Annotated in this window: 23 protein-coding genes; 12 read left to right on the forward strand and 11 right to left on the reverse strand. The window is 73.2% G+C overall.

Going from position 1 to position 24,462, the window contains the following annotated elements; all coding sequences use genetic code 11:
- Positions 1-38 precede the first annotated feature (38 nt).
- From ACIQMU_RS20370 to ACIQMU_RS20380, 3 genes are all read right to left on the reverse strand, one after another.
- A complete protein-coding gene (locus tag ACIQMU_RS20370; RefSeq protein ID WP_402689367.1) occupies positions 39-1,148 on the reverse strand; it encodes an alpha/beta hydrolase-fold protein in 1,110 nt (369 codons plus the stop codon).
- Positions 1,149-1,371: 223 nt separating this feature from the next.
- Positions 1,372-1,899, reverse strand: coding sequence for a DinB family protein (locus ACIQMU_RS20375; protein ID WP_352240834.1), 528 nt, complete (start codon positions 1,897-1,899; stop codon positions 1,372-1,374).
- A gap of 138 nt (positions 1,900-2,037) precedes the next feature.
- Positions 2,038-2,460, reverse strand: a complete 423-nt coding sequence (locus ACIQMU_RS20380) for a MarR family transcriptional regulator (protein WP_352240833.1) — start codon at positions 2,458-2,460, stop codon at positions 2,038-2,040.
- Between the two features lie 213 nt (positions 2,461-2,673).
- Here ACIQMU_RS20380 and eno point away from each other — a divergent pair, with 213 nt between their 5' ends.
- The gene (gene eno / locus ACIQMU_RS20385) at positions 2,674-3,975 is read left to right on the forward strand and encodes a phosphopyruvate hydratase (RefSeq protein ID WP_402689368.1); all 1,302 of its coding nucleotides are present in this window, start codon (positions 2,674-2,676) and stop codon (positions 3,973-3,975) included.
- Positions 3,976-4,190: 215 nt separating this feature from the next.
- Here the strand turns inward: eno and ACIQMU_RS20390 are convergent, their stop codons facing one another.
- Complete coding sequence (locus tag ACIQMU_RS20390; RefSeq protein WP_352240831.1) at positions 4,191-5,168, reverse strand: DUF3048 domain-containing protein; 978 nt, start codon at positions 5,166-5,168, stop codon at positions 4,191-4,193.
- A gap of 298 nt (positions 5,169-5,466) precedes the next feature.
- Between ACIQMU_RS20390 and ACIQMU_RS20395 the strand changes: the two genes are divergently transcribed.
- The 3 genes from ACIQMU_RS20395 to ACIQMU_RS20405 all read left to right on the forward strand — a co-directional run bounded on the left by ACIQMU_RS20395 (position 5,467) and on the right by ACIQMU_RS20405 (position 9,710).
- Positions 5,467-6,546 (forward strand): chitinase, encoded by a 1,080-nt coding sequence (locus tag ACIQMU_RS20395; RefSeq protein WP_402689369.1) that lies wholly within the window; start codon positions 5,467-5,469, stop codon positions 6,544-6,546.
- Positions 6,547-6,765: 219 nt separating this feature from the next.
- On the forward strand, positions 6,766-8,409 hold the full coding sequence (gene pgm / locus ACIQMU_RS20400; RefSeq protein WP_352240828.1) for a phosphoglucomutase (alpha-D-glucose-1,6-bisphosphate-dependent): 1,644 nt from the start codon (positions 6,766-6,768) through the stop codon (positions 8,407-8,409).
- Between the two features lie 170 nt (positions 8,410-8,579).
- Complete coding sequence (locus ACIQMU_RS20405) at positions 8,580-9,710, forward strand: mannose-binding protein (RefSeq protein WP_352240827.1); 1,131 nt, start codon at positions 8,580-8,582, stop codon at positions 9,708-9,710.
- Between the two features lie 42 nt (positions 9,711-9,752).
- Here ACIQMU_RS20405 and rho read toward each other — a convergent pair whose 3' ends face one another.
- The 4 genes from rho to ACIQMU_RS20425 all read right to left on the reverse strand — a co-directional run bounded on the left by rho (position 9,753) and on the right by ACIQMU_RS20425 (position 16,483).
- Positions 9,753-10,892, reverse strand: a complete 1,140-nt coding sequence (rho, locus tag ACIQMU_RS20410) for a transcription termination factor Rho (RefSeq protein WP_352240826.1) — start codon at positions 10,890-10,892, stop codon at positions 9,753-9,755.
- 456 nt (positions 10,893-11,348) lie between these two features.
- Positions 11,349-12,383, reverse strand: a complete 1,035-nt coding sequence (gene meaB, locus ACIQMU_RS20415; RefSeq protein ID WP_352240825.1) for a methylmalonyl Co-A mutase-associated GTPase MeaB — start codon at positions 12,381-12,383, stop codon at positions 11,349-11,351.
- A 12-nt stretch (positions 12,384-12,395) separates the two neighbouring features.
- Positions 12,396-14,621 carry a methylmalonyl-CoA mutase gene (gene scpA, locus ACIQMU_RS20420; RefSeq protein ID WP_402689370.1) on the reverse strand — a complete coding sequence of 742 codons (2,226 nt, stop codon included), beginning with the start codon at positions 14,619-14,621 and terminating at the stop codon, positions 12,396-12,398.
- Entirely contained in the window at positions 14,621-16,483 is a 1,863-nt protein-coding gene (locus ACIQMU_RS20425; RefSeq protein WP_402689371.1) for a methylmalonyl-CoA mutase family protein, read from the reverse strand. Before ACIQMU_RS20425 ends, scpA begins: the two co-directional genes overlap by 1 nt.
- Before the next feature lie 267 nt (positions 16,484-16,750).
- Between ACIQMU_RS20425 and ACIQMU_RS20430 the strand changes: the two genes are divergently transcribed.
- The 4 genes from ACIQMU_RS20430 to ACIQMU_RS20445 all read left to right on the forward strand — a co-directional run bounded on the left by ACIQMU_RS20430 (position 16,751) and on the right by ACIQMU_RS20445 (position 19,212).
- Positions 16,751-17,287: a DUF6325 family protein gene (locus ACIQMU_RS20430; protein ID WP_402689372.1), complete on the forward strand. Its 537-nt coding sequence runs from the start codon at positions 16,751-16,753 to the stop codon at positions 17,285-17,287.
- 121 nt (positions 17,288-17,408) lie between these two features.
- On the forward strand, positions 17,409-18,206 hold the full coding sequence (locus ACIQMU_RS20435; protein WP_402689373.1) for a tyrosine-protein phosphatase: 798 nt from the start codon (positions 17,409-17,411) through the stop codon (positions 18,204-18,206).
- An 80-nt stretch (positions 18,207-18,286) separates the two neighbouring features.
- Positions 18,287-18,691, forward strand: coding sequence for a DUF1992 domain-containing protein (locus tag ACIQMU_RS20440; protein WP_402689374.1), 405 nt, complete (start codon positions 18,287-18,289; stop codon positions 18,689-18,691).
- A 32-nt stretch (positions 18,692-18,723) separates the two neighbouring features.
- Positions 18,724-19,212: a GNAT family N-acetyltransferase gene (locus tag ACIQMU_RS20445; protein WP_402689375.1), complete on the forward strand. Its 489-nt coding sequence runs from the start codon at positions 18,724-18,726 to the stop codon at positions 19,210-19,212.
- Positions 19,213-19,289: 77 nt separating this feature from the next.
- Here the strand turns inward: ACIQMU_RS20445 and ACIQMU_RS20450 are convergent, their stop codons facing one another.
- Positions 19,290-19,670, reverse strand: coding sequence for a VOC family protein (locus tag ACIQMU_RS20450; RefSeq protein ID WP_352240818.1), 381 nt, complete (start codon positions 19,668-19,670; stop codon positions 19,290-19,292).
- A 205-nt stretch (positions 19,671-19,875) separates the two neighbouring features.
- On the opposite strand from ACIQMU_RS20450, the gene ACIQMU_RS20455 reads away from it, so the two are divergent.
- The gene (locus ACIQMU_RS20455) at positions 19,876-20,472 is read left to right on the forward strand and encodes a DUF6328 family protein (protein WP_402689376.1); all 597 of its coding nucleotides are present in this window, start codon (positions 19,876-19,878) and stop codon (positions 20,470-20,472) included.
- Between the two features lie 61 nt (positions 20,473-20,533).
- Here the strand turns inward: ACIQMU_RS20455 and ACIQMU_RS20460 are convergent, their stop codons facing one another.
- Both ACIQMU_RS20460 and ACIQMU_RS20465 read right to left on the reverse strand, forming a co-directional pair.
- Entirely contained in the window at positions 20,534-21,346 is an 813-nt protein-coding gene (locus ACIQMU_RS20460; protein WP_356725368.1) for a VOC family protein, read from the reverse strand.
- Between the two features lie 320 nt (positions 21,347-21,666).
- The gene (locus ACIQMU_RS20465; protein ID WP_352240815.1) at positions 21,667-22,008 is read right to left on the reverse strand and encodes a DUF6479 family protein; all 342 of its coding nucleotides are present in this window, start codon (positions 22,006-22,008) and stop codon (positions 21,667-21,669) included.
- Between the two features lie 309 nt (positions 22,009-22,317).
- Between ACIQMU_RS20465 and ACIQMU_RS20470 the strand changes: the two genes are divergently transcribed.
- From ACIQMU_RS20470 to ACIQMU_RS20480, 3 genes are all read left to right on the forward strand, one after another.
- Positions 22,318-22,707, forward strand: a complete 390-nt coding sequence (locus ACIQMU_RS20470; protein ID WP_352240814.1) for a hypothetical protein — start codon at positions 22,318-22,320, stop codon at positions 22,705-22,707.
- A gap of 105 nt (positions 22,708-22,812) precedes the next feature.
- The gene (locus ACIQMU_RS20475; RefSeq protein ID WP_402689377.1) at positions 22,813-23,376 is read left to right on the forward strand and encodes a 2Fe-2S iron-sulfur cluster-binding protein; all 564 of its coding nucleotides are present in this window, start codon (positions 22,813-22,815) and stop codon (positions 23,374-23,376) included.
- Positions 23,373-24,374 (forward strand): FAD binding domain-containing protein, encoded by a 1,002-nt coding sequence (locus tag ACIQMU_RS20480; protein ID WP_402689378.1) that lies wholly within the window; start codon positions 23,373-23,375, stop codon positions 24,372-24,374. The genes ACIQMU_RS20475 and ACIQMU_RS20480 overlap by 4 nt, the downstream gene beginning before the upstream one ends.
- Positions 24,375-24,462 lie beyond the last annotated feature (88 nt).

The raw sequence follows: 24,462 nt of genomic DNA on the forward strand, positions 1-24,462 counted from the left end.
GTGCCGCGCGCGCCCCGGCGCCGGAGCGGCGGGGCGCCTCAGCCGAGTGCCCAGGCGACGTCCCTGAGCAGGGCGTGCCGCCAGCCGGCCCGGTCGTGCCCCGCCGCCGAACGCGACACCCGCACCGCCGCCCCGGCCTGCTCGGTCAGCGCCTCGGTCAGTTCGCAGTGGGGCAGCATCGGCTGTTCGTGCTCCCCCACGTCGAACGCGCACCGCAGGCCGGACAGGTCGGCGCCCCGGCGCAGACGCTCGGCGATCGCGCCGCCGACCGGTCCACCCAGGGGGTCCGCCGCCGCCTCCGCGCCGGGCGCCCACCAGAAGGACCCCGACTGGCAGGCGACCCGCGAGACCAGCTCCGGGAACTCCAGCGCCGCGTACAGCGCGCTCAGCCCGCCCAGGCTCTGCCCGGCTACCACGAGCCTGCCCGGATCCGCCGGCACGCCGCACTCGCCCACCAGCGGCAGCAGTTCGTCCCGGACCGCCTCCCACAGCCCGGGGCGGCAGGTGAACTCGGCCGTCCGGTCCTTGGCCGGCAGGAAGACGAGGGTGACCGGGGGAAGGGCGCCCGCGTCGAAGGCGGCGTCGAAGGCGGTCATGGCCGGGTGCAGATACAGCCAGTCGTCCCCGTCGAGCAGTAGGACCACCGGACCGCCGCCGCCCACCGGGTGGACGCGCACGGTGCGCCGTCCACCGAGCCGGTCGCTGCTCCAGCGGATCCGGGTGCGGGGGAGGGGCAGCACCGCGTCCGCGCCGAGGGCGGGCCAGTAGGGCTGGGGCGGTGCGTCCGGTGTCGCGGCGATGGAACGGTCCCCGCCGGCGCCGGCCGGGTTGAACGGATCGGCGTGGGGCGCGTTCGCCACGAGGACGCGGTACGTCACCCGCAGCCGGGCGGGCATGGGCACTTCGGCGTACCAGCAGTCCGAGCCCTCCCAGCGGCGCATCGGGGCGGGCGGCGACCAGCTTTCGAAGTCGAGCACCGCCTCGGCGCCGCGCCAGAGGAAGAGGGTCAGCCAGCCGTTGTCGGCGGGGATCGGCGCGGGTGTCCGCGCCGCCGCCCAGAACGCTTCGCTGCCGGGGCGGCCCGGCAGCCCGAAGGCCGAGAAGGGGCTCTCGTCCTCGGCCACGACCTCGTGCCGGGGGGCCGTCATGCGCGCGTGCCAGGGCGGTCGTCGACGGTCCGGGAGGACGGGCCCGGAGGCGCTGTCGCCGCGTCCTCGCGGCAGGCCCGCTCGATCACCGGACACATGGGCGTCTCCTTCCGGGAGGGGCGGGAGAGCGGTGGGCTCCACCTGTCAGGTGAGCCTAACCTAACCACCCGGAAGGGCTGTTGGCGATATCCGGGGCGCCGTGCCCCCGGCCCCTGTCGCCCTGTCAGCCCGACGATGCCGCGCGCAGCATGCGGAGTTGCCCGATCTCCGCCACGTTCTTCATCAGCTCGGCGTTCACCCACGCGGCCATGTGAGCGACGGTGTGGTCCGTTCCCCGCCCCCAGGGGAACGGGGCGGGGGCGTCCAGGCCCCCGTCGCCGAGGCCCTCCAGTACCCGCAGCCACTCCTCCCGGAGTTCCCGCAGCCGGCCGACGGCGCTCTCGGCGTCGCCGGGCCACGCCACGTCCTCCCGGTCCTGCGGCTTTTGACCCAGGGCGTGTGCCACCGCTGTGCTCCACCACCAGTCGATGTGCCAGCTGAGCCAGCCGATGGTCGGCACCGGGACGGGATCGGGCTCCGTCTCCGCCCAGTCCGGCAGCCATCGGCCGTCGGCCTGCCGGTGCACCGTCCAGCACAGGGGCGTCGGCTGCCACAGGAAGTCCTCGGTGCCGAGCCGCTCCAAGTGGTACTCGAACAGTGACCAGGTCAGATCGAACTGGCGGCGCAGAAGGTCACATCGCGAAGCGTTCACCGGGCGACCCTGGCACACCGGTTACGCCCCCGGCAACGAGGATTCTCGCGAACCGCCCTCGGTGCCGCCGCGGGGCGCGGGCCGACCGCGCTCGGGCTCGACGGTTTCTCCTCGTCGCGGGCGGGGGCAGGGCCTCTCTCAGTACGCGGCGAGCCGTTCCATCAGGGCGGCGCTGCGCGCGAGGGTCTCCTGCTCCTCCTCGCTGAGTTCGAGGTCGATGGCCCGGGCCAGCCAGTCGGCCCGGCGGTCTCGCTCCGCCTTGAGCGCCGCCCGTCCCACCTCGGAGAGGCCGACGAGCGACTTGCGGCCGTCCGTCGGGTGCGCCCGGCGGACGACGAGGCCCTGGTCCATGAGGAGTCCGACCGCGCGGGCCATCGACTGGGGGCGCACGCGCTGGTCCGCCGCGAGGTCGCTGGTGGTCATGGCCCCCTCCCGGTCGAGGACGCCGAGAACCGCGACCTGGCCGTGCGGGATCCGGTCCTCCTGCTTGACGCGCCGCGCGAGTCTGCCCATGGCGACGCGCAGGTCGGCGGCGACGTCGGCGGGCTCCGGGGTGGGCATAGGGAACTTTAACCCGCGATCGCCGATGAGCCCGCCCGGGTGGACCGTGCGGCGACCGGGACAGTGAAACCGAGCAGCGCGGCTGATCAACAGAGCTGAACAGTCAATCTGTACAGGTTATCTGCGCAGCCGTGCTGTAGAGTTTGGTCTGTCGCGGCTCGCGCCGGCGTTGTCGCAAGAGTGCCGCGGCATGTGACTTCGGAAGGACCTCGCATGGCCCTCAGAGCAGTTGAGCCCACCCTCATCCAGTCCGTCACCGCCCGCCGGATTCTCGACAGCCGGGGCAATCCCACCGTCGAGGCCGACGTGCGCCTCGCCGACGGGTCTCTCGGCCGCGCGGCAGTCCCGTCCGGCGCCTCCACCGGTGCGCGGGAGGCCGTGGAGCTGCGCGACGGAGACGCCGGACAGTGGCACGGCAAGGGGGTCGACCGCGCGGTCGCGCACGTCAACGGGGAACTCGCGGCCGCGGTCGTGGGCCGCGACGCGGACGACCAGACGGGCCTGGACGCCGCGCTCGTCGCGCTCGACGGCACGCCCGACAAGTCGCGGCTCGGCGCGAACGCGATCCTCGGAGTCTCCCTCGCCGCCGCGAAGGCCGCCGCGGCGGCCCACCGCCAGCCGCTCTACCGCTATCTCGGCGGCGCCGACGCCCGCCTGCTCCCGTTGCCGATGATGAACATCATCAACGGCGGGGCGCACGCCGACAATCCACTGGATTTCCAGGAGTTCATGATCGCGCCGGTCGGTGCGAAGACCTTCGCGGAGGCCGTCCGCATGGGCTCCGAGATCTTCCACACCCTGCGACGCGACCTGCTCGCCGCCGGACACGCCACCGGCGTCGGGGACGAAGGCGGCTTCGCGCCCGCGCTGCGCACGGCCGAGGAGGCGCTCGATTTCGTCATGAGCGCCGTCGAACGCACCGGCTACCGTCCCGGCGCCGACATCGGCCTGATCATGGACCCGGCCTCGTCGGAGTTCTTCCACGACGGTGCGTACGTGTACGCGGGTGAGGGTGTGCGTCGTACGCCCTCCGAACAGGTCGCCTACCTGGCCCGGTTGGTCGACGCGTACCCGATCGTCTCCATCGAGGACCCGATGGCCGAGGACGACATGGACGGCTGGCGCGAGCTGACCGCCCGCGTCGGTCACCGCTGCCAGCTCACCGGCGACGACGTGTTCTGCACCGACGAGGCGCAGGTGCGCGAGGGCATCCGCACGGGCGTCGGCAACTCGGTGCTGGTGAAGGTCAACCAGATCGGCACTCTGACCGAGGCCCTCGCCACGGTCGCCACCGCGCGCCGTGCGGGCTGGAGTGCCGTGATGTCCCACCGCTCCGGCGAGACGGAGGACACCACGATCGCGGACCTGGCGGTGGCGACCGGCTGCGGCCAGATCAAGACCGGTTCGCTGTCGCGCTCCGACCGCACGGCCAAGTACAACCAACTGATCCGCATTGAAGAGGAGTTGGGCGAGTCGGCTCGGTACGCGGGCGGGGAGCTGCTGTCCCGCTCCTGACCTGCGGGCCCCGAGCCGGCCCCAAGGGTGTGTCCGGCGGATCTTGACCGGCCCCCTCGTCCCGGCCCCCTCGTCCCGGCCGTCACGCGCCGGCCGGGACAAGGGGGCGACGAGCGTCGGCCCGGAGGGGCGCGGCCCGACGACGGCGGGCGCCGGCCGACGGGAAGAGACCGGAGCGGAGCCGGGGTACCGCGCCGCGGGCCCCTTCCGGCGCTTCAGCGAGCCGTCGCGGAACCGGCGCCCCCGCGTGGCGCGTACAGAATCCAGAGCGGTCCGTCCGCGAGATCGACGCGCTGTCCGTCGGGGGTGCTGAACACCGTGTCCGCGGCGGCCGTGCCCCGCGCCCACCGGGCCTCGTGCGCCCGGCCGTCCCGCAGGACGACCGCGCTTCCCGACCCCACGGTCTCGGTGAAAGGGCTGATGCTCCCGGACCGGTCGCGGAGGTCCGACGGCCGTACGGTCACGTCCTGGACGACGACCGTACCGGCCGTGAGCCGCCCGCCCTCGGCGGTGCGGGCGGGCGAGCCATCGAGTGAGACGAGCCACCGCTCCCGTTCGGCCGACCAGGTGAAGGTCACGGACGCGGACGGGTAGCGCACCGTGCGGCTGCTCTCCGGTGTCCCGCCGGGAGGCGGTGCGCCGACCTCGAGCCCCAGTTCCTCGACGGCGTGCGCGCCGGAGGCCGTGAAGGGGATCCTCTCCGGTCGCAGGTAGAGGTTGTGCGGCGCGGTCCGGTCCGGCTCGCGGAAGTACGCCTTCGGAGCCTTCGAGGGCGGCACGGCGTCGAGCGGCGCGCGGTCGATGGCCGGCAGCAGCCTGCCCTGGGCTCCCGAGAAGGCCAGCGTGGGCCGGTCGAACTGGCGCAGCAGTTCCAGGTCCGTCTCCCGTGCGCTGCGCACCGGGCCGACGACCGGCGGCAGGGCGGAGGAGAAGACGGCGAGGATCCGGCTGAGGCCCGCCTCCACCTGCTCGACGTAGACGATGTCGGCACGCTCCAGGCCGGTGTGGGGGCGTGCGGGCGCCACGTTGTCGATCTTCACGGCCAGGACGTCCGCGGGCCCGCCCGCCCCGGAAGGCGAGCTGCTTCGGGGCGAGGGCGACGAACCGTCCCCGCCGGTGCAGGCCGCGGCCACGGCCAGCACGAGCGCCATGAGCAGCGCCCCGGCCGACGTCCTCACTCCGGCTGCCGACATGACGAACGCCCTTCCGGGAACGTCGGCCGGCGGTGTCGGTGGAACACCGTCGTGTCGCGGCCCCGGTCCATCATCCATCATCACGGGTCCGCAGGCCCCGTGGCGGCGGGGGCGGCCGCGTCGGACGGAGGCGGCCCGGGACGCTCCGAGTGGCGCGGAACCGGCCCGAGCGGTCCAGACCTCTTGACCGAAGGTCTGGACCATTCTACGGTTTGACAGGGTCACGACACAAAGGGCGGGTCGGGGCGAACCCTTCGCACCGTCGGCGGCGGGCCCGGGCAGGAAGGACACACGGATCATGGGGCGTACATCACGACTGCTGGGCCTCGGCCTGGCCGCGGCGCTCGTCGTACCGATGCTGGTCGGAGCCGCTCCGCCGAAGGCTCCCGGCACGGGCGCCGCCGCCGCGGCCGCGGCCGACGAGACCTGCGCGGTCAAGTCGAAGCCCACGGGCAAGGTCCTCCAGGGGTACTGGGAGAACTGGGACGGGGCGGCCAACGGCGTGCACCCGCCGCTCGGCTGGATCCCGATCACCGACCCCCGCATCACGCGGCACGGCTACAACGTCGTCAACGCGGCCTTCCCCGTCATCCGCTCCGACGGCACCGTCCTGTGGGAGGACGGCATGGACAACACCGTCAAGGTCGCCACACCCGCCGAGATGTGCCGGGCCAAGGCGTCCGGGCTCACCACCCTCATGTCGATCGGCGGAGCCGCGGCGGGGATCGACCTCAGCTCCGGCGCGGTGGCCGACCGGTTCGTCGAGACGATCGTCCCGATCCTGAAGAAGTACAACTTCGACGGCATCGACATCGACATCGAGACCGGCCTCATCGGCTCCGGCGACATCAACCGGTTGTCCGCGTCACAGGCCAACCTCATCCGCGTCATCGACGGCGTCCTCGCCGCGATGCCGCCGAACTTCGGCCTCACCATGGCCCCCGAGACGGCGTACGTCACCGGCGGCAGCGTGGTCTACGGCTCGATCTGGGGCGCGTACCTGCCCGTCATCAAGAAGTACGCCGACAACGGCCGCCTGTGGTGGCTGAACATGCAGTACTACAACGGCAGCATGTACGGCTGCTCCGGCGACTCCTACTCCGCCGGCACCGTCGCGGGCTTCATCGCCCAGACCGACTGCCTCGCCCAGGGGCTCGTCATCCAGGGCACCACCATCAAGGTGCCCTACGACAAGCAGGTCCCCGGGCTTCCCGCCCAGCCCGGCGCCGGCGGCGGGCATCTGTCTCCCGCACGCGTCTCACAGGCGTGGAACCACTACAACGGTTCCCTCAAGGGCCTGATGACCTGGTCCCTGAACTGGGACGGCTCCAAGGGCTGGACCTTCGGCGACAACGTGAGGTCCCTCCAGGGCCGTTGAACCCCCGCCCGTACGGCGTCCGCGCCCCCGGTCCGCTCCGGACCGGGGGCGCGGCGCCGCTCCGGCCGTGGCGCGACACGAGGAAGGCGCGAACCGGTCGCGCGCCGGCGCGGTCGAGAGGACAGAATCGGGTACGGACCGGGGTGATCCTTTCCCCGGTGCGCCGGGCTCGTCCCGCCGCGGGCCGGCCGACGACGAAGACGTATACGAGGAGACCCGATGGCGCACGAACGGGCCGGGCAGCCGGCACAGTCCGCAGACCTGGTCGACGTGGCACGGCTGGTGACGGCCTACTACGCCCTCCACCCCGACCCGGCGGAACCCTCCCAGCGGGTGGCCTTCGGCACCTCCGGCCACCGCGGCTCCGCGTTCGCCGCCGCGTTCAACGAGGACCACATCGCCGCCACCACCCAGGCGATCTGCGACTACCGCGCCCGCCAGGGCACCGACGGGCCCCTCTTCCTCGGTGCGGACACCCACGCGCTGTCCGAACCCGCCCGGGTCACCGCTCTGGAAGTGCTCGCCGCCAACAGGGCCACCGTCCTCATCGACAGCGAGGACGGCTACACCCCCACCCCCGCCGTCTCGCACGCCATCCTCACGTACAACCAGGGGCGCACCGAGCACCTGGCCGACGGCATCGTGGTCACCCCCTCGCACAACCCGCCCGCCGACGGCGGCTTCAAGTACAACCCGCCGAACGGGGGGCCCGCCGCCTCCGACGCCACCTCCTGGATCCAGGACCGGGCGAACGCCCTGATCGAGGCCGGACTGGGAGAGGTCCGCCGGATCCCGTACGCCCGCGCCCTGGCCGCCGCCACCACCCGTCGGCACGACTTCCTGACCGCGTACGTCGACGACCTGCCCTCCGTCCTCGACCTGGACGCCGTACGGGACGCGGGGATCCGCATCGGCGCCGACCCGCTCGGCGGGGCGTCCGTCGCCTACTGGGGGCGGATCGCGGAGCGGCACCGGATCGACCTCACCGTCGTCAACCCGCTCGCCGACCCCACCTGGCGGTTCATGACGCTGGACTGGGACGGCAAAATCCGGATGGACTGCTCGTCCCCGCACGCCATGGCGTCGCTGATCGAACAGAGCGACGCCTACGCCATCGCCACCGGGAACGACGCCGACGCCGACCGGCACGGCATCGTCACCCCCGACGGCGGCCTGATGAACCCGAACCACTACCTGGCCGTCGCCATCGACTACCTCTACACCCACCGCGACGGCTGGGCCGCCGGAACCGGCATCGGCAAGACCCTGGTCTCCTCGTCCATGATCGACCGGGTCGCGCAGGATCTCGGCCGCCCCCTGGTGGAGGTCCCGGTCGGTTTCAAGTGGTTCGTCGACGGCCTGTTCGACGGCAGCCTCGGCTTCGGCGGCGAGGAGTCCGCAGGGGCGTCCTTCCTGCGTCGCGACGGCCGGGTCTGGACCACGGACAAGGACGGCATCCTGCTGGCCCTCCTCGCCTCCGAGATGACCGCCGTCACGGGGTCCACCCCCTCCCAGCACTACACGCGGCTCACGGCCCGCTTCGGCGATCCTGCCTACGCCCGCGTCGACGCGCCCGCCACCCGCGAGGAGAAGGCCGTGCTGGCGCGGCTCTCCCCGCAGCAGGTGAAGGCCGACACCCTGGCCGGAGAACCCGTCACCGCCGTGCTCACCGAGGCCCCCGGCAACGGCGCGGCGATCGGCGGCCTCAAGGTCTGCACGGACAGCGCGTGGTTCGCGGCCCGCCCCTCGGGCACCGAGGACGTCTACAAGGTGTACGCGGAGAGCTTCCAGGGCCCCGGCCACCTCGCCCGCGTCCAGGAGGAGGCCCGGGCGCTCGTCTCCGAAGCGCTGGGCGAAGCGTAGGAGTTGACCAGGGGCCGGGGCGGCGGCGGGCCGGGCGGGCGCAGTAGTATCCGTAACGCCCGGCCCGCCCCACGGCGGTTGAAGCCTCCGCTGGGGCGCCGGCGGGCCCGTCGGGCGGCAGCGCCGGCAATCCGCCGCCCCAGCGCCCCCACTGATCAAGGAGCGACCGGATGGTCCCTCAGCAGAAGCCGGACGAGGGCGGCGGGCCCATAGCCGCCCGTGCCACGACGGAGCCGACCACTCCCGAGGCGGAGGCCGAGTCCCCCGCCACCGGCGCTCCCGCCGCCGCGAAGGGCGGGACGGCCACGCTGCCGGAAGCGGAGGGGCCGTCGCCGGAAAGGACAGCTGATCCGGCCCCGGAGCGAAACGCCTCTTCGGCCCCGGCCGGGGAAGGCGAGAGGGCTGCGCTCGCGGCAGGCGAGAGGGCGGTGGTCGCCGAAGCCGGCCCGACCCCCGACGGTGCGGCCGGCCCGGTACCGGACAGCGGCGGTGGCGAGAGTACGGCTGCCGCGGCGGGCGCCCCGGCCGCCGCCGCAGACACGCTCCCGGCGGCGGCCGCCGCGGCGAGTGCCGCGCAGACCCGCCCCGTCGGCCGCACGGCGACCGACGGCCGGCTCCGGCCACCGGCCCTCGCCGCCGCGGGAATCGTCGGCGCGGCGCTCGTCGCCGTGCCGTTCCTGCTGGCCGGGATGGGTTCGGACGGCCGCGACGGGCCGGCGCCCAAGCCCGCGGCCGCCGGAGCGGACACGGTCCTCGGAGCCGCCGTGTCCGGTGAGGCGCCCGCCGACTACGCCACCGAGAAGCCCGCGCCCGCGCCCACCGAGAAGAAGGAGCGGAAGCGGGAGGAGCCGGAGCGGAAGGAGCCGAAGCAGCAGGCGGCCCCGCCGCCCGCTCCGGCCCCGAAGCCCAGCCCGCCCGCCGCCGAGAAGGCGCCCGAGCCGCCCGAGCCCGAGAAGGCGAAGGCCCCCGCGCCGCCGGCGTGGTCGTCCAGCACCGTGTCGGTTGGGAGCGAACTGGCCGTCGGCGCGTCGTGGAGCACCAACCGCATCCGCATGGTGATGCAGCAGGACGGCAACCTCGTCGTCTACAACGAGCACGCCAAGCCCGTCTGGGCGGCCATGACCTTCGGCCCGCGGCACCGGGCGATCTTCCAGCCGGACGGAAACCTCGTGGTCCACAACGGCGACGGCCGCGCCATCTGGGGAGCCGGCAGCCATGGCCACCCGGGCGCGCGGCTCGTCCTGCGCGAGGACGGCAAGGTGGTCGTGATGGACGGCGGCACGGTGCTCTGGTCGACCTGATCGCGACTGGCCGGGACTGGCCGGAAGGCGGGCGGAGGCGGCTCAGGCGTCCGGCACCGTCGGCCGCACCTGCCGCAGGAAGGCGGCATTGTCCGGGGTGCGCCGGATCCTGTCGAGCAGGACCTGAAGCCCGCCCTGGCCGTCCTGTGTGCTCAGGGCGCGGTGCAGTGCCCGTACGGCCGCCGACTCACCGGGACCGAAGAGGAGTTCCTCGCGTCGGGTACCGGAGCGGGCGATGTCGACGGCCGGGAAGATCCGGGCTTCCGCGGCGGAGCGGTCCAGGCGCAGCTCCATGTTGCCGGTGCCCTTCAGCTCCTCGAAGAAGAACTCGTCGGCCCGTGAGCCCGTCTCCACGAGGGCTGTCGCCAGGATGGTGAGCGAGCCGCCCTCCTCGGCGCAACGGGCCGCGCCGAACAGCTTCTTGGGGCCGGTCAGGGCCGCGGCGTCGACGCCGCCGCTCAGCGTCCGGCCGCCGGCACGGGCCGCGTTGTTGTGGGCGCGGCAGAGCCGGGTGAGGGAGTCCAGCAGGATCATCACGTCCCGGCCCTGTTCGACGAGGCGACGGCCGCGCTCGACCACGAGTTCGGCCAGCGCGATGTGCTCCCGCGCGGGCCGGTCGAAGGTCGACGCGTAGACCTCGCCGCGTACCGAGCGGCGCATGTCCGTGACCTCCTCCGGCCGTTCGTCGAGCAGCACCACCATCAGGTGTGCCTCGGGATGGTTGGTGGCGACGGCCGCGGCCAACTGCTGGAGCAGTACCGTCTTTCCCGTCCGGGGCGGTGCGACGATGAGGCCGCGCTGCCCCTTGCCGATCGGTGAGACGAGATCGACGACGCGCGGTGCGGGTCCACCGCGGGGCGTTTCCAGCCGCAGCCGCTCGTGCGGGTGGACCGGCGTCAGGTCGTGGAAGCGGGCACGGCCCCGCAGGGCTTCCGGGGCGAGTCCGTTCACCCGGTCGACCGAGGACAGGGCACGCGGCCGGTCGCAGTCGCCCTCGACGGCGTCGCCCGCGCGCAGCCCATGGCGGCGGATCAGGGCGGACGGCACCTGGACATCGTCGGGGGAGGGGTGTCCGCCGTGGACACGGAGCGTGCCGTGTCCGCTGTCGGCGATGTCGAGGAGGCCGGCGACCTGGACGGGGCGCCGCTCCCCGGCCACGGGGCGTTCGAGTGTGGTGGTCATGGGAGGGGTCCTTTCGCGGACAGGCGAGTGAGGGGACCGGCGTACGGAGGGGCGGTGGGAAACACACCACGCACCGGGGGCAAAGAAGCCCTGGGCCGGAGAGACAGCGAAAACGCTGGGAAGAAGCTGGATCGCCGGTCGGATGAGGACGGGCGCGACAGCGGTGGAAAGAAGCCAGCATCGGTGCCCCATGAGAAGGGGCATACGCGCATGCTCATCGCACTGTACCACTCTGCGCGGGAAATGCGCCGAGGGCGGTGAGAACCCGGACGTCGGGGTCCTCACCGCCCTCGGCGTCCCGGCGACGCGGGGCAGGGCCGCAGGAGGCGGCGGAAGCGTTTGAGGAGAGCGGCGGACGGGCCGCGGACAGGCGGGAGGAAAAGGGCGGGCGCGGAAGGCCGGAGGGCCGGGCCGGTCACGCCCGGCGGAGAAGGGCTCGCTCCGGTGCCGACGCGTTCAGCCGGACGTTTCCCTGCCGCCCTCGCCCGGCCGGCCGCCATGGTCCTCGTCTCCGCGGAAGACGCCGAGGATCTTCTCGGCGGCCAGCGTCGCCGTCAACCTGCCGTCCCGGACCCGCTGTTCGAGCTCCGGGGTGAGCTTCCGCACCTCCGGATGGCTGTGCAGGCTGCCCAGCAGTTCGTCGCGGACCATCGTCCAGGTCCAGTCCACCTGCTGGTCGCGGCGCTTGGCCGCCAGCCGCCCGGTCGACTCCAGGACCGTACGGTGCTGCTCCAGCCGCTCCCACAAGGTGTCGAGGCCGAGCGACTCGCGTGCGCTGCACGTGAGCACCGGGGGCGTCCACGCCGCGTCCGCCGGATGCATCAGCCGGAGTGCGCCCGACAGTTCGCGGGCCGCCGAACGGGCGTCGCGTTCGTGCGGGCCGTCGGCCTTGTTCACCGCGATGGCGTCCGCCAGCTCCAGGACGCCCTTCTTGATGCCCTGCAACTGGTCGCCGGTGCGGGCCAGCGTCAGCAGCAGGAACGTGTCGACCATGTTGGCCACCGCCGTCTCCGACTGACCGACGCCCACCGTCTCCACCAGCACCACGTCGTAACCCGCCGCCTCCATCACCACGATGGACTCCCGGGTCGCCTTGGCCACCCCGCCCAGCGTGCCCGCCGTGGGGGAGGGGCGGACGAAGGCGGCCGGGTCCACCGCGAGGCGCTCCATCCGGGTCTTGTCGCCGAGGATGGAACCGCCCGTACGGGTGGAGGACGGGTCGACCGCCAGCACCGCCACCCGGTGGCCGAGCCCCGTGAGCATCGTGCCGAGCGCGTCGATGAACGTGGACTTGCCCACGCCCGGCACCCCGCTGACGCCGATCCGCCGGGCCGCCCCCGCGTGCGGCAGCAGCCGGCTCAGCAACTGCTGGGCCAGCACCCGGTGTTCGGCCCTCGTCGACTCGACGAGCGTGATCGCGCGGGCCACGAACGCCCGCTTGCCGTCGAGCACTCCCTGGACATAACCGTCGATGTCGATCTTCGCAGCCATCCGGTCAGCGGCTCACAGCTCGTGGCCGAGCGCGGCGCCGAGCCGCGTCACCAGGTCGTGGGCCGCGTCCGGGATCACCGTCCCCGGCGGGAAGACCGAGGCCGCGCCCGCCTCGTGCAGGGCCTCGATGTCCTGCGGCGGAATCACCCCGCCCACCACGATCATGATGTCCTCGCGGCCCTCGGCGGCCAGCTCCTCGCGCAGCGCCGGCACCAGGGTCAGGTGGCCCGCCGCCAGCGAGGAGACGCCCACGATGTGCACGTCGGCCTCGACGGCCTGCCGCGCCACCTCGCCGGGCGTCTGGAACAGCGGGCCGACGTCCACGTCGAAGCCCAGGTCGGCGAAGGCCGTGGCGATCACCTTCTGGCCCCGGTCGTGGCCGTCCTGCCCCATCTTGGCGACCAGGATGCGCGGGCGGCGGCCCTCCGCCTCCTCGAAGGCATCGACCAGTGCTCGGGTGCGGTCCACCGAAGGGGACTCTCCTGCCTCTTTGCGGTACACACCGGAGATCGTACGGATCTGCCCGGCGTGCCGCCCGTACACCTTCTCCAGCGCGTCCGAGATCTCCCCGACCGTGGCCATCGCCCGCGCCGCGTCGACCGCCAGCGCCAGGAGGTTGCCCTCCAGGTCCGGTCCCGGGTCGCGTCCGGCGGCGGCCGTCAGCGCGCTCAGCGCCTCCTGGCAGGCCACCTCGTCGCGCTCCTCGCGCAGCCGGCGCAGCTTCTCGATCTGCTGGGTCCGCACCGAGGAGTTGTCGACCTTGAGGACGTCGATCTTCTCGTCGGTCTCCACCCGGTACTTGTTCACCCCGATCACCGGCTGCCGCCCGGAGTCGATCCGCGCCTGCGTGCGCGCGGCGGCCTCCTCCACCCGGAGCTTGGGGATGCCCGCGTCGATGGCCTTCGCCATCCCGCCGGCCGCCTCCACCTCCTCGATGTGCTGCCAGGCCCGGTCCGCCAGGTCCCGCGTCAGCTTCTCCACGTACGCGCTGCCGCCCCACGGGTCGATGACCCGGCAGGTGCCGGACTCCTGCTGGAGCAGCAGCTGCGTGTTACGGGCGATCCGCGCCGAGAAGTCGGTGGGCAGCGCCAGCGCCTCGTCCAGCGCGTTGGTGTGCAGCGACTGGGTGTGCCCCTGGGTCGCGGCCATCGCCTCCACACATGTGCGCGTCACGTTGTTGAACACGTCCTGCGCGGTCAGCGACCAGCCGGAAGTCTGCGAATGGGTGCGCAGGGAGAGGGACTTGGGGTTCTTCGGGTCGAACTGCTGCACCAGACGCGCCCACAGGAGCCGGGCCGCCCGCAGCTTCGCGACCTCCATGAAGAAGTTCATGCCGATCGCCCAGAAGAACGACAGCCGCGGGGCGAACGCGTCGACGTCCAGCCCGGCCTCACGGCCGGCGCGCAGATACTCCACCCCGTCGGCCAGCGTGTACGCCAGCTCCAGATCGGCCGTCGCCCCGGCCTCCTGGATGTGATACCCGGAGATCGAGATCGAGTTGTAGCGCGGCATCTTCCGCGAGGTGAACGCGAAGATGTCGGAGATGATCCGCATCGAGGGGGTCGGCGGATAGATGTAGGTGTTGCGGACCATGAACTCCTTCAGAATGTCGTTCTGAATGGTCCCGGCCAGCTTCTCGGGCGGTACGCCCTGTTCCTCGGCGGCCACGATGTACAGCGCCAGCACGGGGAGCACCGCGCCGTTCATCGTCATCGACACCGACATCCGGTCCAGCGGAATGCCGTCGAACAACTGGCGCATGTCGTAGATCGAGTCGATCGCCACCCCGGCCATGCCGACGTCGCCGGTCACCCGGGGGTGGTCGCTGTCGTAGCCCCGGTGGGTGGGCAGGTCGAAGGCGACGGAGAGGCCCTTCTGCCCGGCCGCGAGGTTGCGCCGGTAGAAGGCGTTGGACTCCTCGGCCGTGGAGAACCCGGCGTACTGACGGATCGTCCAGGGCTGGTTGACGTACATCGTCGGGTAGGGCCCGCGCAGATACGGGGCGATGCCCGGGTAGCTGTGCAGCGCGTCCAGGCCCTCCAGGTCCTCACCGGTGTAGAGCGGCTTGACCGTGATGCCCTCGGGCGTCTCCCAGAGCGGGGCCTCGGCGCCGTCGGCCGCCTTGGTCACCGCCGCCTGCCACTCACCGGCGGAACCGGCGGGCGGTGCGGCGGACCGGAGAGGCACGTCGGAGAAGTCGGGAACGGAGGGTTTCCGATCCGTGGGCGGTGTCGGCATCACGCCACTCCCATGCGGTCGAGTACGGAGGTGAGAACGGCGACCGCGTCGCAGCCCGCGAAGATGTAGCTGTCGACACCGGCGTACTCGCCGGGCCGGCCGGCGAGGAACACCCGCACCGCCCCCGCGGACTTCAGCGCACCGGCCACCGGCTCCGCCTGCTCGGCGTACAGCGCGTCCGACGAGCACAGCACGGCGACGGGCGCCCCGGAGGCGGCCAGTGCGTCGGCGGCGGTGCTCGCGTCCACGGACACCGGATCGTGCACCGCCTCGATCCCGCCCGCCCCGAAGAGGTTGACGGCGAACGAGACCCGCGCGGTGTGCGCGGCGGCCGGACCCAGCGCGGCGACGAACACCTTCGGGCGGCTCCCGGTCGCCGCGAGGTGCGCGTCCGACCGGGCGCGCAGCGCCTCGAACGCCTCGTCCCGCCGGACCCGGGGCAGACCGCCCGGAGCCCCGGCGTACGCGTCGGCCGCCGGCTCGCGCTCCACCGGACGCTCGCCGGGCATCGGGAACTCGCTGACCCCGGTGATCGGCTCCTTGCGGCGGGCCAGCTTCGCGCTGCGCGCCGCCCAGGTGGCCGCGAGCCGCTCCGCGACCACCCCGGAGCGCAGGGCGGCGAGCAGGCCGCCCGCCCGCTCGGTCTCCTGGAAGAACGCCCAGGCGGCCGCCGCGAGCTCGTCGGTGAGCCGCTCCACGTACCAGGAGCCGCCCGCCGGGTCGACGACCCGCGCCAGATGCGACTCCGCCATGAGGATCGTCGAGGTGTTACGGGCGATCCGCCGCGCGAACGCGTCGGGCAGGCCCAGCGCGTGATCGAACGGCAGCACGGTCACGGAGTCCGCGCCGCCCACGCCCGCGCCGAGTGTCGCCAGCGTGGTGCGCAGCATGTTCACCCAGGGGTCGCGGCGCGTCATCATCACCGGCGAGGTGACGGCGTGCTGCCGCTGGGCCCCGGCCGCGGGAGCACCGGACGCCTCGGCGACCCGTGCCCACAGCCGGCGCGCCGCGCGCAGCTTGGCGATGGTCAGGAACTGGTCGGCGGTGGCCGCGTAACGGAACTCCAGCTGGCCGCAGGCCGCTTCCACGCTCATTCCGGCACCGGTCAGAGCCCGCAGATAGGCCACGCCGGTGGCCAGGGAGAGCCCCAGCTCCTCGCCGGCCGAACCGCCCGCCTCGTGGTACGGCAGCGCGTCCACGGCCAGGGCCCGCAGCCCCGGGTACTCCGCGTCGCACCGCTGCGCCCAGCGCACGGCGGGGGCGAGGTCCGCCTCGACGCCCGTCCGGGCCTCATGGCCCAGCGGGTCGGCGCCCAGCGTGCCGCGCACCTCGCCCTCGGCGACGCCCCGCTCCTCGCACAGCCGGAGCAGCTCCGTCGCCGCGGCGTCCAGGTCGGCCGGGGCGTCGAGGGCGATGGGCGCGAGATCGAGGTACACGCCCTCCAGCGCCCGGGCGAGCGCGTCGACGGGGACGCCCGCCGGACCGCCGACCGTGAGCCAGAGCGAGGTGACCCCGTTCTCCAGGTCGCCGAGCACCGCCTCGTTCAGCCGGGCGGGATCGGTCAGGCAGTGGCGTTGGCGCACGTCCCAGCCGCCCGCCGCGTTCCCCTCGGCCCTGCTGCCCCGGGTGAAGGGCGCGAAGCCGGGGAAACCGGTGTCCGGCGACTCGTCGTGCGCGGTGTAGAGGGGGCGGGTGGTGAGCCCGTCCTCCAGTGTGGTGGACAGCGCTTCCTCGGCGGCCGAGCCCGAGACTTCCTTGCCCGACTTGCGCAGTACGCCTTCGACGAGGCTCTGCCACTGGTCATGGGAAGGGTCGGGGAACACGGCGGCCGGAGAGAGCCCGTCAGCAGGCTGGACCGTCATGCTCAGATGCTAGGCCAGTGCGCTCAGACAGCAGCAGGGGCACGTGCTGTGACCTTGCCCTCCCGGAGATGTACTTGATCCTTTACGTACGGTCGCGTAACCGGCTGGGGCGGCGGGCGGCGGCAACACGGCGGCCCTCCACATCGGGATGAATCGGGACGGTGATGCATATTATGTGCGAAGTTTCCCGATTTCTTATGTCATCCCTGGAATGCCGTATCCATCCCGGCGCCCCTGCGGCCGCCGGGATACGGAGAGGACGCGACCGTGGCCGTCGGACCTGTGGAGTACCTCGTCATCGCCTTCCCCGGAAGCCGCTTCACCGGGTCGGTCGCCCCCGCCCTCGCCGACGCCGTGTCGTCAGGAAGCCTGCGGGCCGGAGACCTGGCCTTCGTCCGACGGGCCGGGGACGGCTCGCTGGCCCCGGTCGGACTGCGGGAGCTGGACAACGGGGGAGTGGTGCCCGCGGACACGGCGGAGGGCGGGGCCGCGGCGGTGCTGAGCGCGGAGGACGTCGACAGGCTCGACGGGAGTGTCCCGGCGGGCGACACCGCGGCGATCGTCGTGCGGGAAGACCTGTGGACCACTGAGCCGGCCCGTGCGGTCCGAGAGGCGGGCGGCACGTTCGTCGCCCACGAACGCCTCGGCGCCGGCGGGGCCGGTGGCGAGGGTGGTACGGGTGGGGAGGATGCCGAGGCGGACGACATCATCACCCGGCTGGAGCGGCTCGCCGAACTGTGGAAGCGGGACGTGCTCACCGACGCCGAGTTCGTGGAGCAGAAGACGAAGCTCTTGTCGGACTGATGTCCGGCCGGCGCCCCGGAGCGCCATCCGGCGTTTTCCGGTGTCACTTTCCTTAGTGCGTGCGACGTTGATCCTGATATGTGGAATTCCTGGAATTCATCGGGGAAAGAGGCAGTTCATCGTGCAGACCGCCCGGACCGTGCCGGCCGCCACCGTTGTCAATCTGCGCGACCTGGGCGGCATCGCCCTGGGCCGTGACCGCCGGGTGCGGCAGGGCGTCCTGTTCCGCTCGGGCCAGCTGAGCGAACTCGACCCGGGAAGCGACCGGGCGGTGTCCGCGCTGGGTATCCGCACCGTCGTCGACCTGCGCACCGCCGACGAGCGGCAGTGGGCCCCGGACCGGCTGCCCGACAGGGCCAGGCTCTTCGTCGCCGACGTGCTGGGTGACCACCCGGGCGTGGCGCCCGCGCGGCTCCGGTCCCTGCTCGCCGACCCGGTCGAGGCCGAGCGGGCGCTGGGGGGCGGCCGGGCCGAGGAGCTGTTCGCCGAGACCTACCGGAAGATGGTCCTCTCGGCCGGTGCCGCCGCCGCCTACCGGGCCTTCCTGGAGACGGTCGCCGACCCCGCCGCGCGCCCGGTGCTCTTCCACTGCACGGCGGGCAAGGACCGAACCGGCTGGGCGGCCGCCGTCCTGCTGATGATCCTGGGAGCGGCCCGCGCGACGGTGCGGTCGGACTTCCTCGCGGTCAATCCCGCCGTGCGGGCCGCCTTCGCCCCGTACGTGGCGAAGTTCCTGGACGGCGGGGGCGATCCGGCCGTCGCGGCGGCGATCATCGAGGTCCGCCCCCGCTACCTGGACGTGGCGCTCGACGCCATGGACGAACGCTGGGGCGGGCTCGACGGCTACGTGCGCAACGGTCTGCGCGTGCCCGACGCCGCCCTGCGACGACTGCGCGGGCAACTGGTCGTCCACGGCTGAATCCGACGGAACCGGTGCGCGGTGCGGGGCGCTGGGTAGGGTGAAAGTGTCGGATCGGCGGCAGGTCGGAGGGACACACGATGACGGAGCGCAAACCACCGGGAGTCAGCTTCGATTCCTGGGTCGACCGGCAGATCCACGAGGCGCGGGAGCGCGGTGACTTCTCCCGGCTCCCCGGCTTCGGCAAGCCGATCGCCGGCCTGGAGCGCCCGTACGACGAGGCGTGGTGGATCAAGCAGAAGATGCGGCGCGAGGGCGTGTCGATGCTGCCGCCCGCGCTGGCCCTGCGCAAGGAGGCGGAAGACGTCCCCCGCGCGGTGGCCGCGGCCCGCACCGAGGCCGAGGTGCGCCGCATCCTGACCGAGGTGAACGAGAAGATCGAACGGGCGATCCGGATGCCTCCCGAGGGCCCGGCCCTGCGGCTGAAGCCCTTCGACGTGGACGGGACCGTCCGCCGCTGGCGCGAGGAACGCCGCCCGGCCTGAAGCCGCCGCCACGGGGCCCTCATAATCGCGGTATGGGATCGGACAGGGCAGTGCGGCAGAGCCAGCGGCGCGCCGGTGCGGTGGTCCGCCGGGCAACGGCGGGCGACGCCGGCCGCCTGACCCGGCTGGTCCGTACGTCGCGTGCCTACGAGGGCCCGTTCGCTTCGATGGTCGAGGGCTACCGGGTCGGTCCGGACTACATCGAGACGCAGCGGGTCTTCGTCGCGGCGGACGGGGACACGGGCCAGGTGCTCGGCTTCTACGCGCTGCTTCTGGACCCGCCCGAACTGGACCTGATGTTCGTCGCCGACCCGGCCCAGGGGCGGGGCATCGGCCGACTGCTCGCCGCCCATCTGCGCGAGGAGGCCCGGAGCGCCGGGCTCACGAGCGTCCGGATCGTTTCGCACCCGCCGGCCGAGGGCTTCTACCGGAGCATCGGCGCCGAGCCCGTCGGCACCGTCAGGGCCGATCCGCCCGCGGTGATGTGGGACCGCCCCGAACTCCTGCTCCGCGTCGGCTGAGCGCCCTCCGCGTCCCTGCGGCCGGAGCCCGGCCGCAGGCGCGGCCGGGCTCCGGGAGCGGGGCCCGCGGGTGGTGATCAGCCGCCGTACGGCCGGGTGATCAGCTCCAGATGGTGACCGCTCGGATCGGGGAAGTACACGCCCCGCCCGCCGTCGTTGTGGTTGATCTCGCCGGGCAGCTTCTGATGGGGATCGGCGTAGTAGTCGATTCCCCGTTCCTGGATCTTCGCGAACGCGGCGTCGAACTCCGCCTCCGAAATGAGGAAGGCGTAGTGCTGCGGAGTGATCGAAGCGGCGGGAATCGTCGCGTAATCCAGCGTGACGCTGTTCGCGAGAACGACCGGAACGAACGGCCCCCACTCCTCCCCGACGGTCAGACCCAGCAGGTCCGCCAGGAATTCGGCTGACTCGCGGTTGTCCCGGCAATGGACGATGGTGTGGTTCAACTCGACTGACACGGTGGAATGCCTCCAACGGGCATCTCACGGGCTACCTCCACGTCTCACCCGGCCGGTGACCGACGCGCGATGCCCTGTGGTGATCCTAAGCCGGGCCGCGCGCGCCGGTCCACGGGGTTGCGCCCGTGACCGCGGGGAACCCGTGAGATCCGGCCACGGGCCGGGCGACACCCTCGGGACCCCTCACGGAGGAAAGGGAGACCACGTGACACCCAACAGAGGCCGTCAGGAGACGCAGGAGGAACGGGCGGACCGGCAGTGGTCCGAACTCCTCCAGGAGTTGCGCGTGGCGCAGACCGGGGTGCAGATCCTCTTCGGTTTCCTGCTCGCGGTGGTCTTCCAGTCGCGGTTCGAGGACCTGGGGACGACCGACCGGAACATCTACGTCGTCACGGTCATGCTGGGATCGGCCACGGCGGCGGCGCTCATCGGCCCCGTCTCGTACCACCGGCTCCTCACCGGCCGCCGGATGAAGCCGGAGACGGTGATCTGGGCGTCGCGCATGACCCTTCTGGCTCTGGTGCTGCTGTTCTGCACCATGTGCTCGGTGCTCCTGTTGATCCTGCGCGTCGCCCTGCACAACCAGCTGGCCCTGTGGCTCGTCGGAGCCATGGCCCTGTGGTTCGTGGCCTGCTGGTTCGTCTTCCCCCTCTGGGCGCTGACCCGGGGGCGCTCCGGCCGGCGCGAGAGCGAGGCGGACAACGACGGCGACGGCGGCGACGACGACGGCGACGGCGACAACGAGAGCGAGGCCCGGGAGCCGGGGCGCGAACGGGGACGAGCCGTCCGCCCGGGGGAGTGACCCCCTCAGGACCTCTCAAGCCCCGTCAGGTCCGCTCGGACAAGCCCGCTCGGCTCCCCGCTCAGGCCGGGCTGCGCACATCGGTCACCGCGAAGAGAGCGCCGTCCGGGTCCCGCAGCGTGACCTCGGTGCCGCCGAAGCCGGTGCGCTCCTCGACCAGGGCGCCGCCGTGCCGCTCCGCGGCGGCGACCGTCGCCGCGATGTCCGTCACCGGGAACTGGACCTGCCAGTGCGGGCGCACCAGCGGGTCGACCGCGGACTCCACGGCTCCGGAGCTGATCCGGGCCAGCGGGTGCCCCGCGCACCGCACGATGACCTCGTCGCCCTCGTACGCGACGTCGCAGCACCCCGGGCGCCCGCTCGCCCAGTCGAGTACCTCGCCGTAGAAGATCGCCGCGTCGAAGGCGTTCCGCGTCCGCAGCCGCAGCCAGGCGTGCGCGTGGTCGGCCGGGGCCGCCGACGAGGTGGAGGGATCGGTGCGCTCCCAGAGGCCGAAGGACGCCCCGTCGCGGTCCGACGCCAGCACGCCGCGGCCCTTGCCGAGCGTCAGCGGCCCCACCGCCACGGTGCCGCTGCGCTCGCGGACCCGGGCGGCGGCCACGTCCGCGTCCTCCACCGCGAAGTACGGCGTCCAGGCCACGGCGACCCGGTACGACGAGGAGACGGCGAAGACGCCGGCGACCGGAACTCCGTCGCGGTAGGCCACGGAGAAGTCCGCCCCGAGCCGCCCGGGACGGAAGGACCAGCCCAGGACCTGGGCGTAGAACCGCTCGGCGGCCTCCAGGTCCCGGGTCATGAGAGTGACCCAGCAGGGTGCGTCCGGCCCCGTCAGAGGTGCCGCCGAGGAGGCCGTACGGGGTTCGCTTCCGGTCATGGTGCGTCGCCTTCCTCGGGGAGCGGCGTCCGGCCCGGCCGCTGCGGTCCAGAACCAGCCTTGACCGGCCCGCCCGGTCCCGCAACGCGGACCCGGGTCGGGCCCCGGCGCGGGGCGGGGCGTTCGGGCTGTCGAGGAAGACCTGATCGGAGAACGGGAAGCAGCCGCCCATCACGAAGTTCCCACAGCGGCCGGCAGCGCCCGGAGACAGCGCTCCTTGCCTTACCCGAACGGATGACGGGCATGCGCGGGGCGGCGGCCGCGCCGGCCGCTCGGCGAGGAGGAAGACCTCGTTGAGGCTGTCGGCGGGGGACGGCAGGTCAGCCGCGCGGCTGCTCCTCGTCGGGCGGCAGCGGCCCGTTGCCGTGGTCCTTCAGCTCGTACGGGGACAGGGCGTGGCCGTCATCGGGGAACCGGTCGGAGGAATGCGGGTCCCGTTCCTCGATGTGGGCGCGCTGCTCGGGCTTCTCCGGCTGCTCGTGGGGCTGGGGCGGGGGCAGCTCGGTGTCACGCTTGCGCTTGCCGAGAATGAACCCGCCGAGCAGCAGACCGACGACGGCCAGCGCCGCGATCGGCAGGATGACCCCGAAGGCCCCCGTGCCGTCCGCGAGCGGGACCGTGGCGGAAACCTCGACCGCGTTGACTGCATTCAGTACATCCATGCCATGCGCATACCCCGGGAGAAGGGTGGCAGTCAGCTATTCACGTCAATTCATGTTTTATGGGTATCTCCCGGGAAACGTGTTTCGCAGGGGGACTCGGCGGCCGACGGAGAAGCGGACCCGACCGCCCGCCCCGCCGGAGCCCCCGGCCGCCCGGTTACCCCTTCCGAGGGCCGGAGACAGCCCTCCTGCCCGCTCACCCGGAACTCCAGACCTCTTTCGGGTGCGTCCCGTGTCGCCGTCGGCCCGATGCGGGGTCAGCCTGGAGTGGACCCGAAGGCCGGCACCCCACCCCCGCGGAGGAACCACGTGAACGACACCCCCGAGCAGAACGGCGAGGACCACCCGGCGGGCCGGGAGGTGGTGGTCTCGCTCAGCCGGTGCGACACCCAGGACGCGCGGACCGTCTTCGACGCGCTCGCCGCCGCCTTCGCCTCCGACCACCCCATGGGCGAGACCCCGGAGCCGGAGTCCGGCTCCCGCCCGACCGTCTGGGTCACCACCGTCGACGTGTCCGAAGCGAGGACCGCCGCCGCCCCCACCCGCCTCACCGCGCCGGTCACGATCGACGCCCAGGGCGGCTACTGGGCCGTCGACCGGCTACGGGACCACCTCACCGGAGCCTTCGCGGTGAGCGTCGTCGGCACGGCCGCCGGGGACCAGGAGCAGGAGGTCCGGCTGCGGCTGGAGAGCCGCTGACCACCCCGGCCGCCCGAAGGCGGCGACGCGTGCGCCGCGGCGGCCGCGCACGGACAGAACCCGGCCGGGGCGACCGCCCGGCGGCGAAGCGAAAGGTGTGCGTGCATGGATTCCCTCGCTCTCGGAGCGGACCTCGAACCGGAACCGGTCGTCGACGAACACTCCACCGTGACCCTGTACGTCAACGGCGACCCGACGACGCTGACCGTCGACCACCGCGCCACGGTCCTGGACACGCTCCGGGAGACCTTCGGCCTCACCGGCGCCAAGAAGGGCTGCGATCACGGCCAGTGCGGAGCCTGCACGGTCCTCGTCGACGGGCGGCGGGCCAACAGCTGCCTGCTGCTGGCCGTCGCCCAGGACGGGGCGGCGATCACCACGGTGGAGGGGCTCGCCGACGGCGAGAACCCGCACCCGGTGCAGCGGGCGTTCGTCGAGCGGGACGCCCTCCAGTGCGGCTTCTGCACCCCGGGCCAGATCTGCTCCGCCGTGGGCGTGCTCCGGGAGGCCGCCGACGGCTCTCCCTCGCACGCCACCGGCCCCGACGCCCCCGCCACCGGCCCGATCCCGCTCGACGCCGACGAGATCCGGGAACGGATGAGCGGCAACCTGTGCCGGTGCGGGGCCTACCCCCGGATCGTCGAAGCCATCGAGGACGTGATCGAGTGAAACCGTTCGGCTATGTGCGCCCCGCGTCCACCGACGAGGCCGTCCGGCTCTGCGCGGCCGGCTCCGGCGCCCGCTTCCTCGGCGGCGGCACCAATCTGGTGGACCTGATGAAGCTCGGTGTGGAGACGCCACGGATCCTGGTGGACGTCTCCGGACTGCCGCTGGACCGGGTGACCCGGACGGCCGACGGCGGCCTGAGCATCGGCGCCACCGTGCGCAACAGCGACCTCGCCGCCCACCCCGACGTACGGGAGAGCTACCCCGTGCTGTCGCAGGCGCTGCTGGCCGGGGCCTCCGGCCAGCTCCGCAACACCGCCACCACCGGGGGCAACCTGCTCCAGCGCACCCGGTGCCGCTACTTCCAGGATGTCTCCAAGCCCTGCAACAAGCGGCTGCCCGGTTCCGGCTGCCCGGCACGCGACGGGACCCACCGCGATCTCGCGATCCTCGGGCACTCGCCGGAGTGCGTGGCCACCAACCCGTCCGACATGGCCGTGGCCCTCGCCGCGCTCGACGCGACGGTGGTGCTCCTGGGGCCCGAGGGCGGACGGGCCGTCCCCCTCACCGAATTCCACCGCCTGCCCGGGGAGAACCCCGACCAGGACACCGTGATCAGGCCGGGCGAGCTGATCACCGAGGTGGTGCTCCCGCCGCCGGCGCCCGGCGCGGCCTCCCGCTACCGCAAGGCCCGCGACCGCGCCGCCTACGCGTTCGCGCTCGTCTCCGTCGCCGCCACGCTCCGGGTCGAGGCCGGCCGCGTGGAGCATGCCACGCTCGCGTTCGGCGGCGTCGCGCACCGGCCGTGGCGGGCCCGCAGGGCCGAGGCCGAGCTGCGCGGGGCTCCGGCCACGCCCGCGGTGTTCCGGCACGCCCTGATCTCCGAACTCGCCGGGGCCAGGCCGCTGCGCGACAACGCCTTCAAGGTCGACCTCGCCCTCCGGCTCTCCCTCGACGTGCTCGGCGAACTCACCGGCGGCGGGGCCGCCCGGACGGGCTGATCCACGCCGACGGGCCGACCCGCCCGGGGAGGCCGGCACCCGCGTCGGCCGGCCGCCCCGACAGCCCGCCCCGACCTGCCGGACCGGC

The sequence above is a fragment of the Streptomyces sp. NPDC091649 genome (genome assembly GCF_044756785.1).
In the GTDB taxonomy this organism is placed as follows: Bacteria; Actinomycetota; Actinomycetes; order Streptomycetales; family Streptomycetaceae; genus Streptomyces.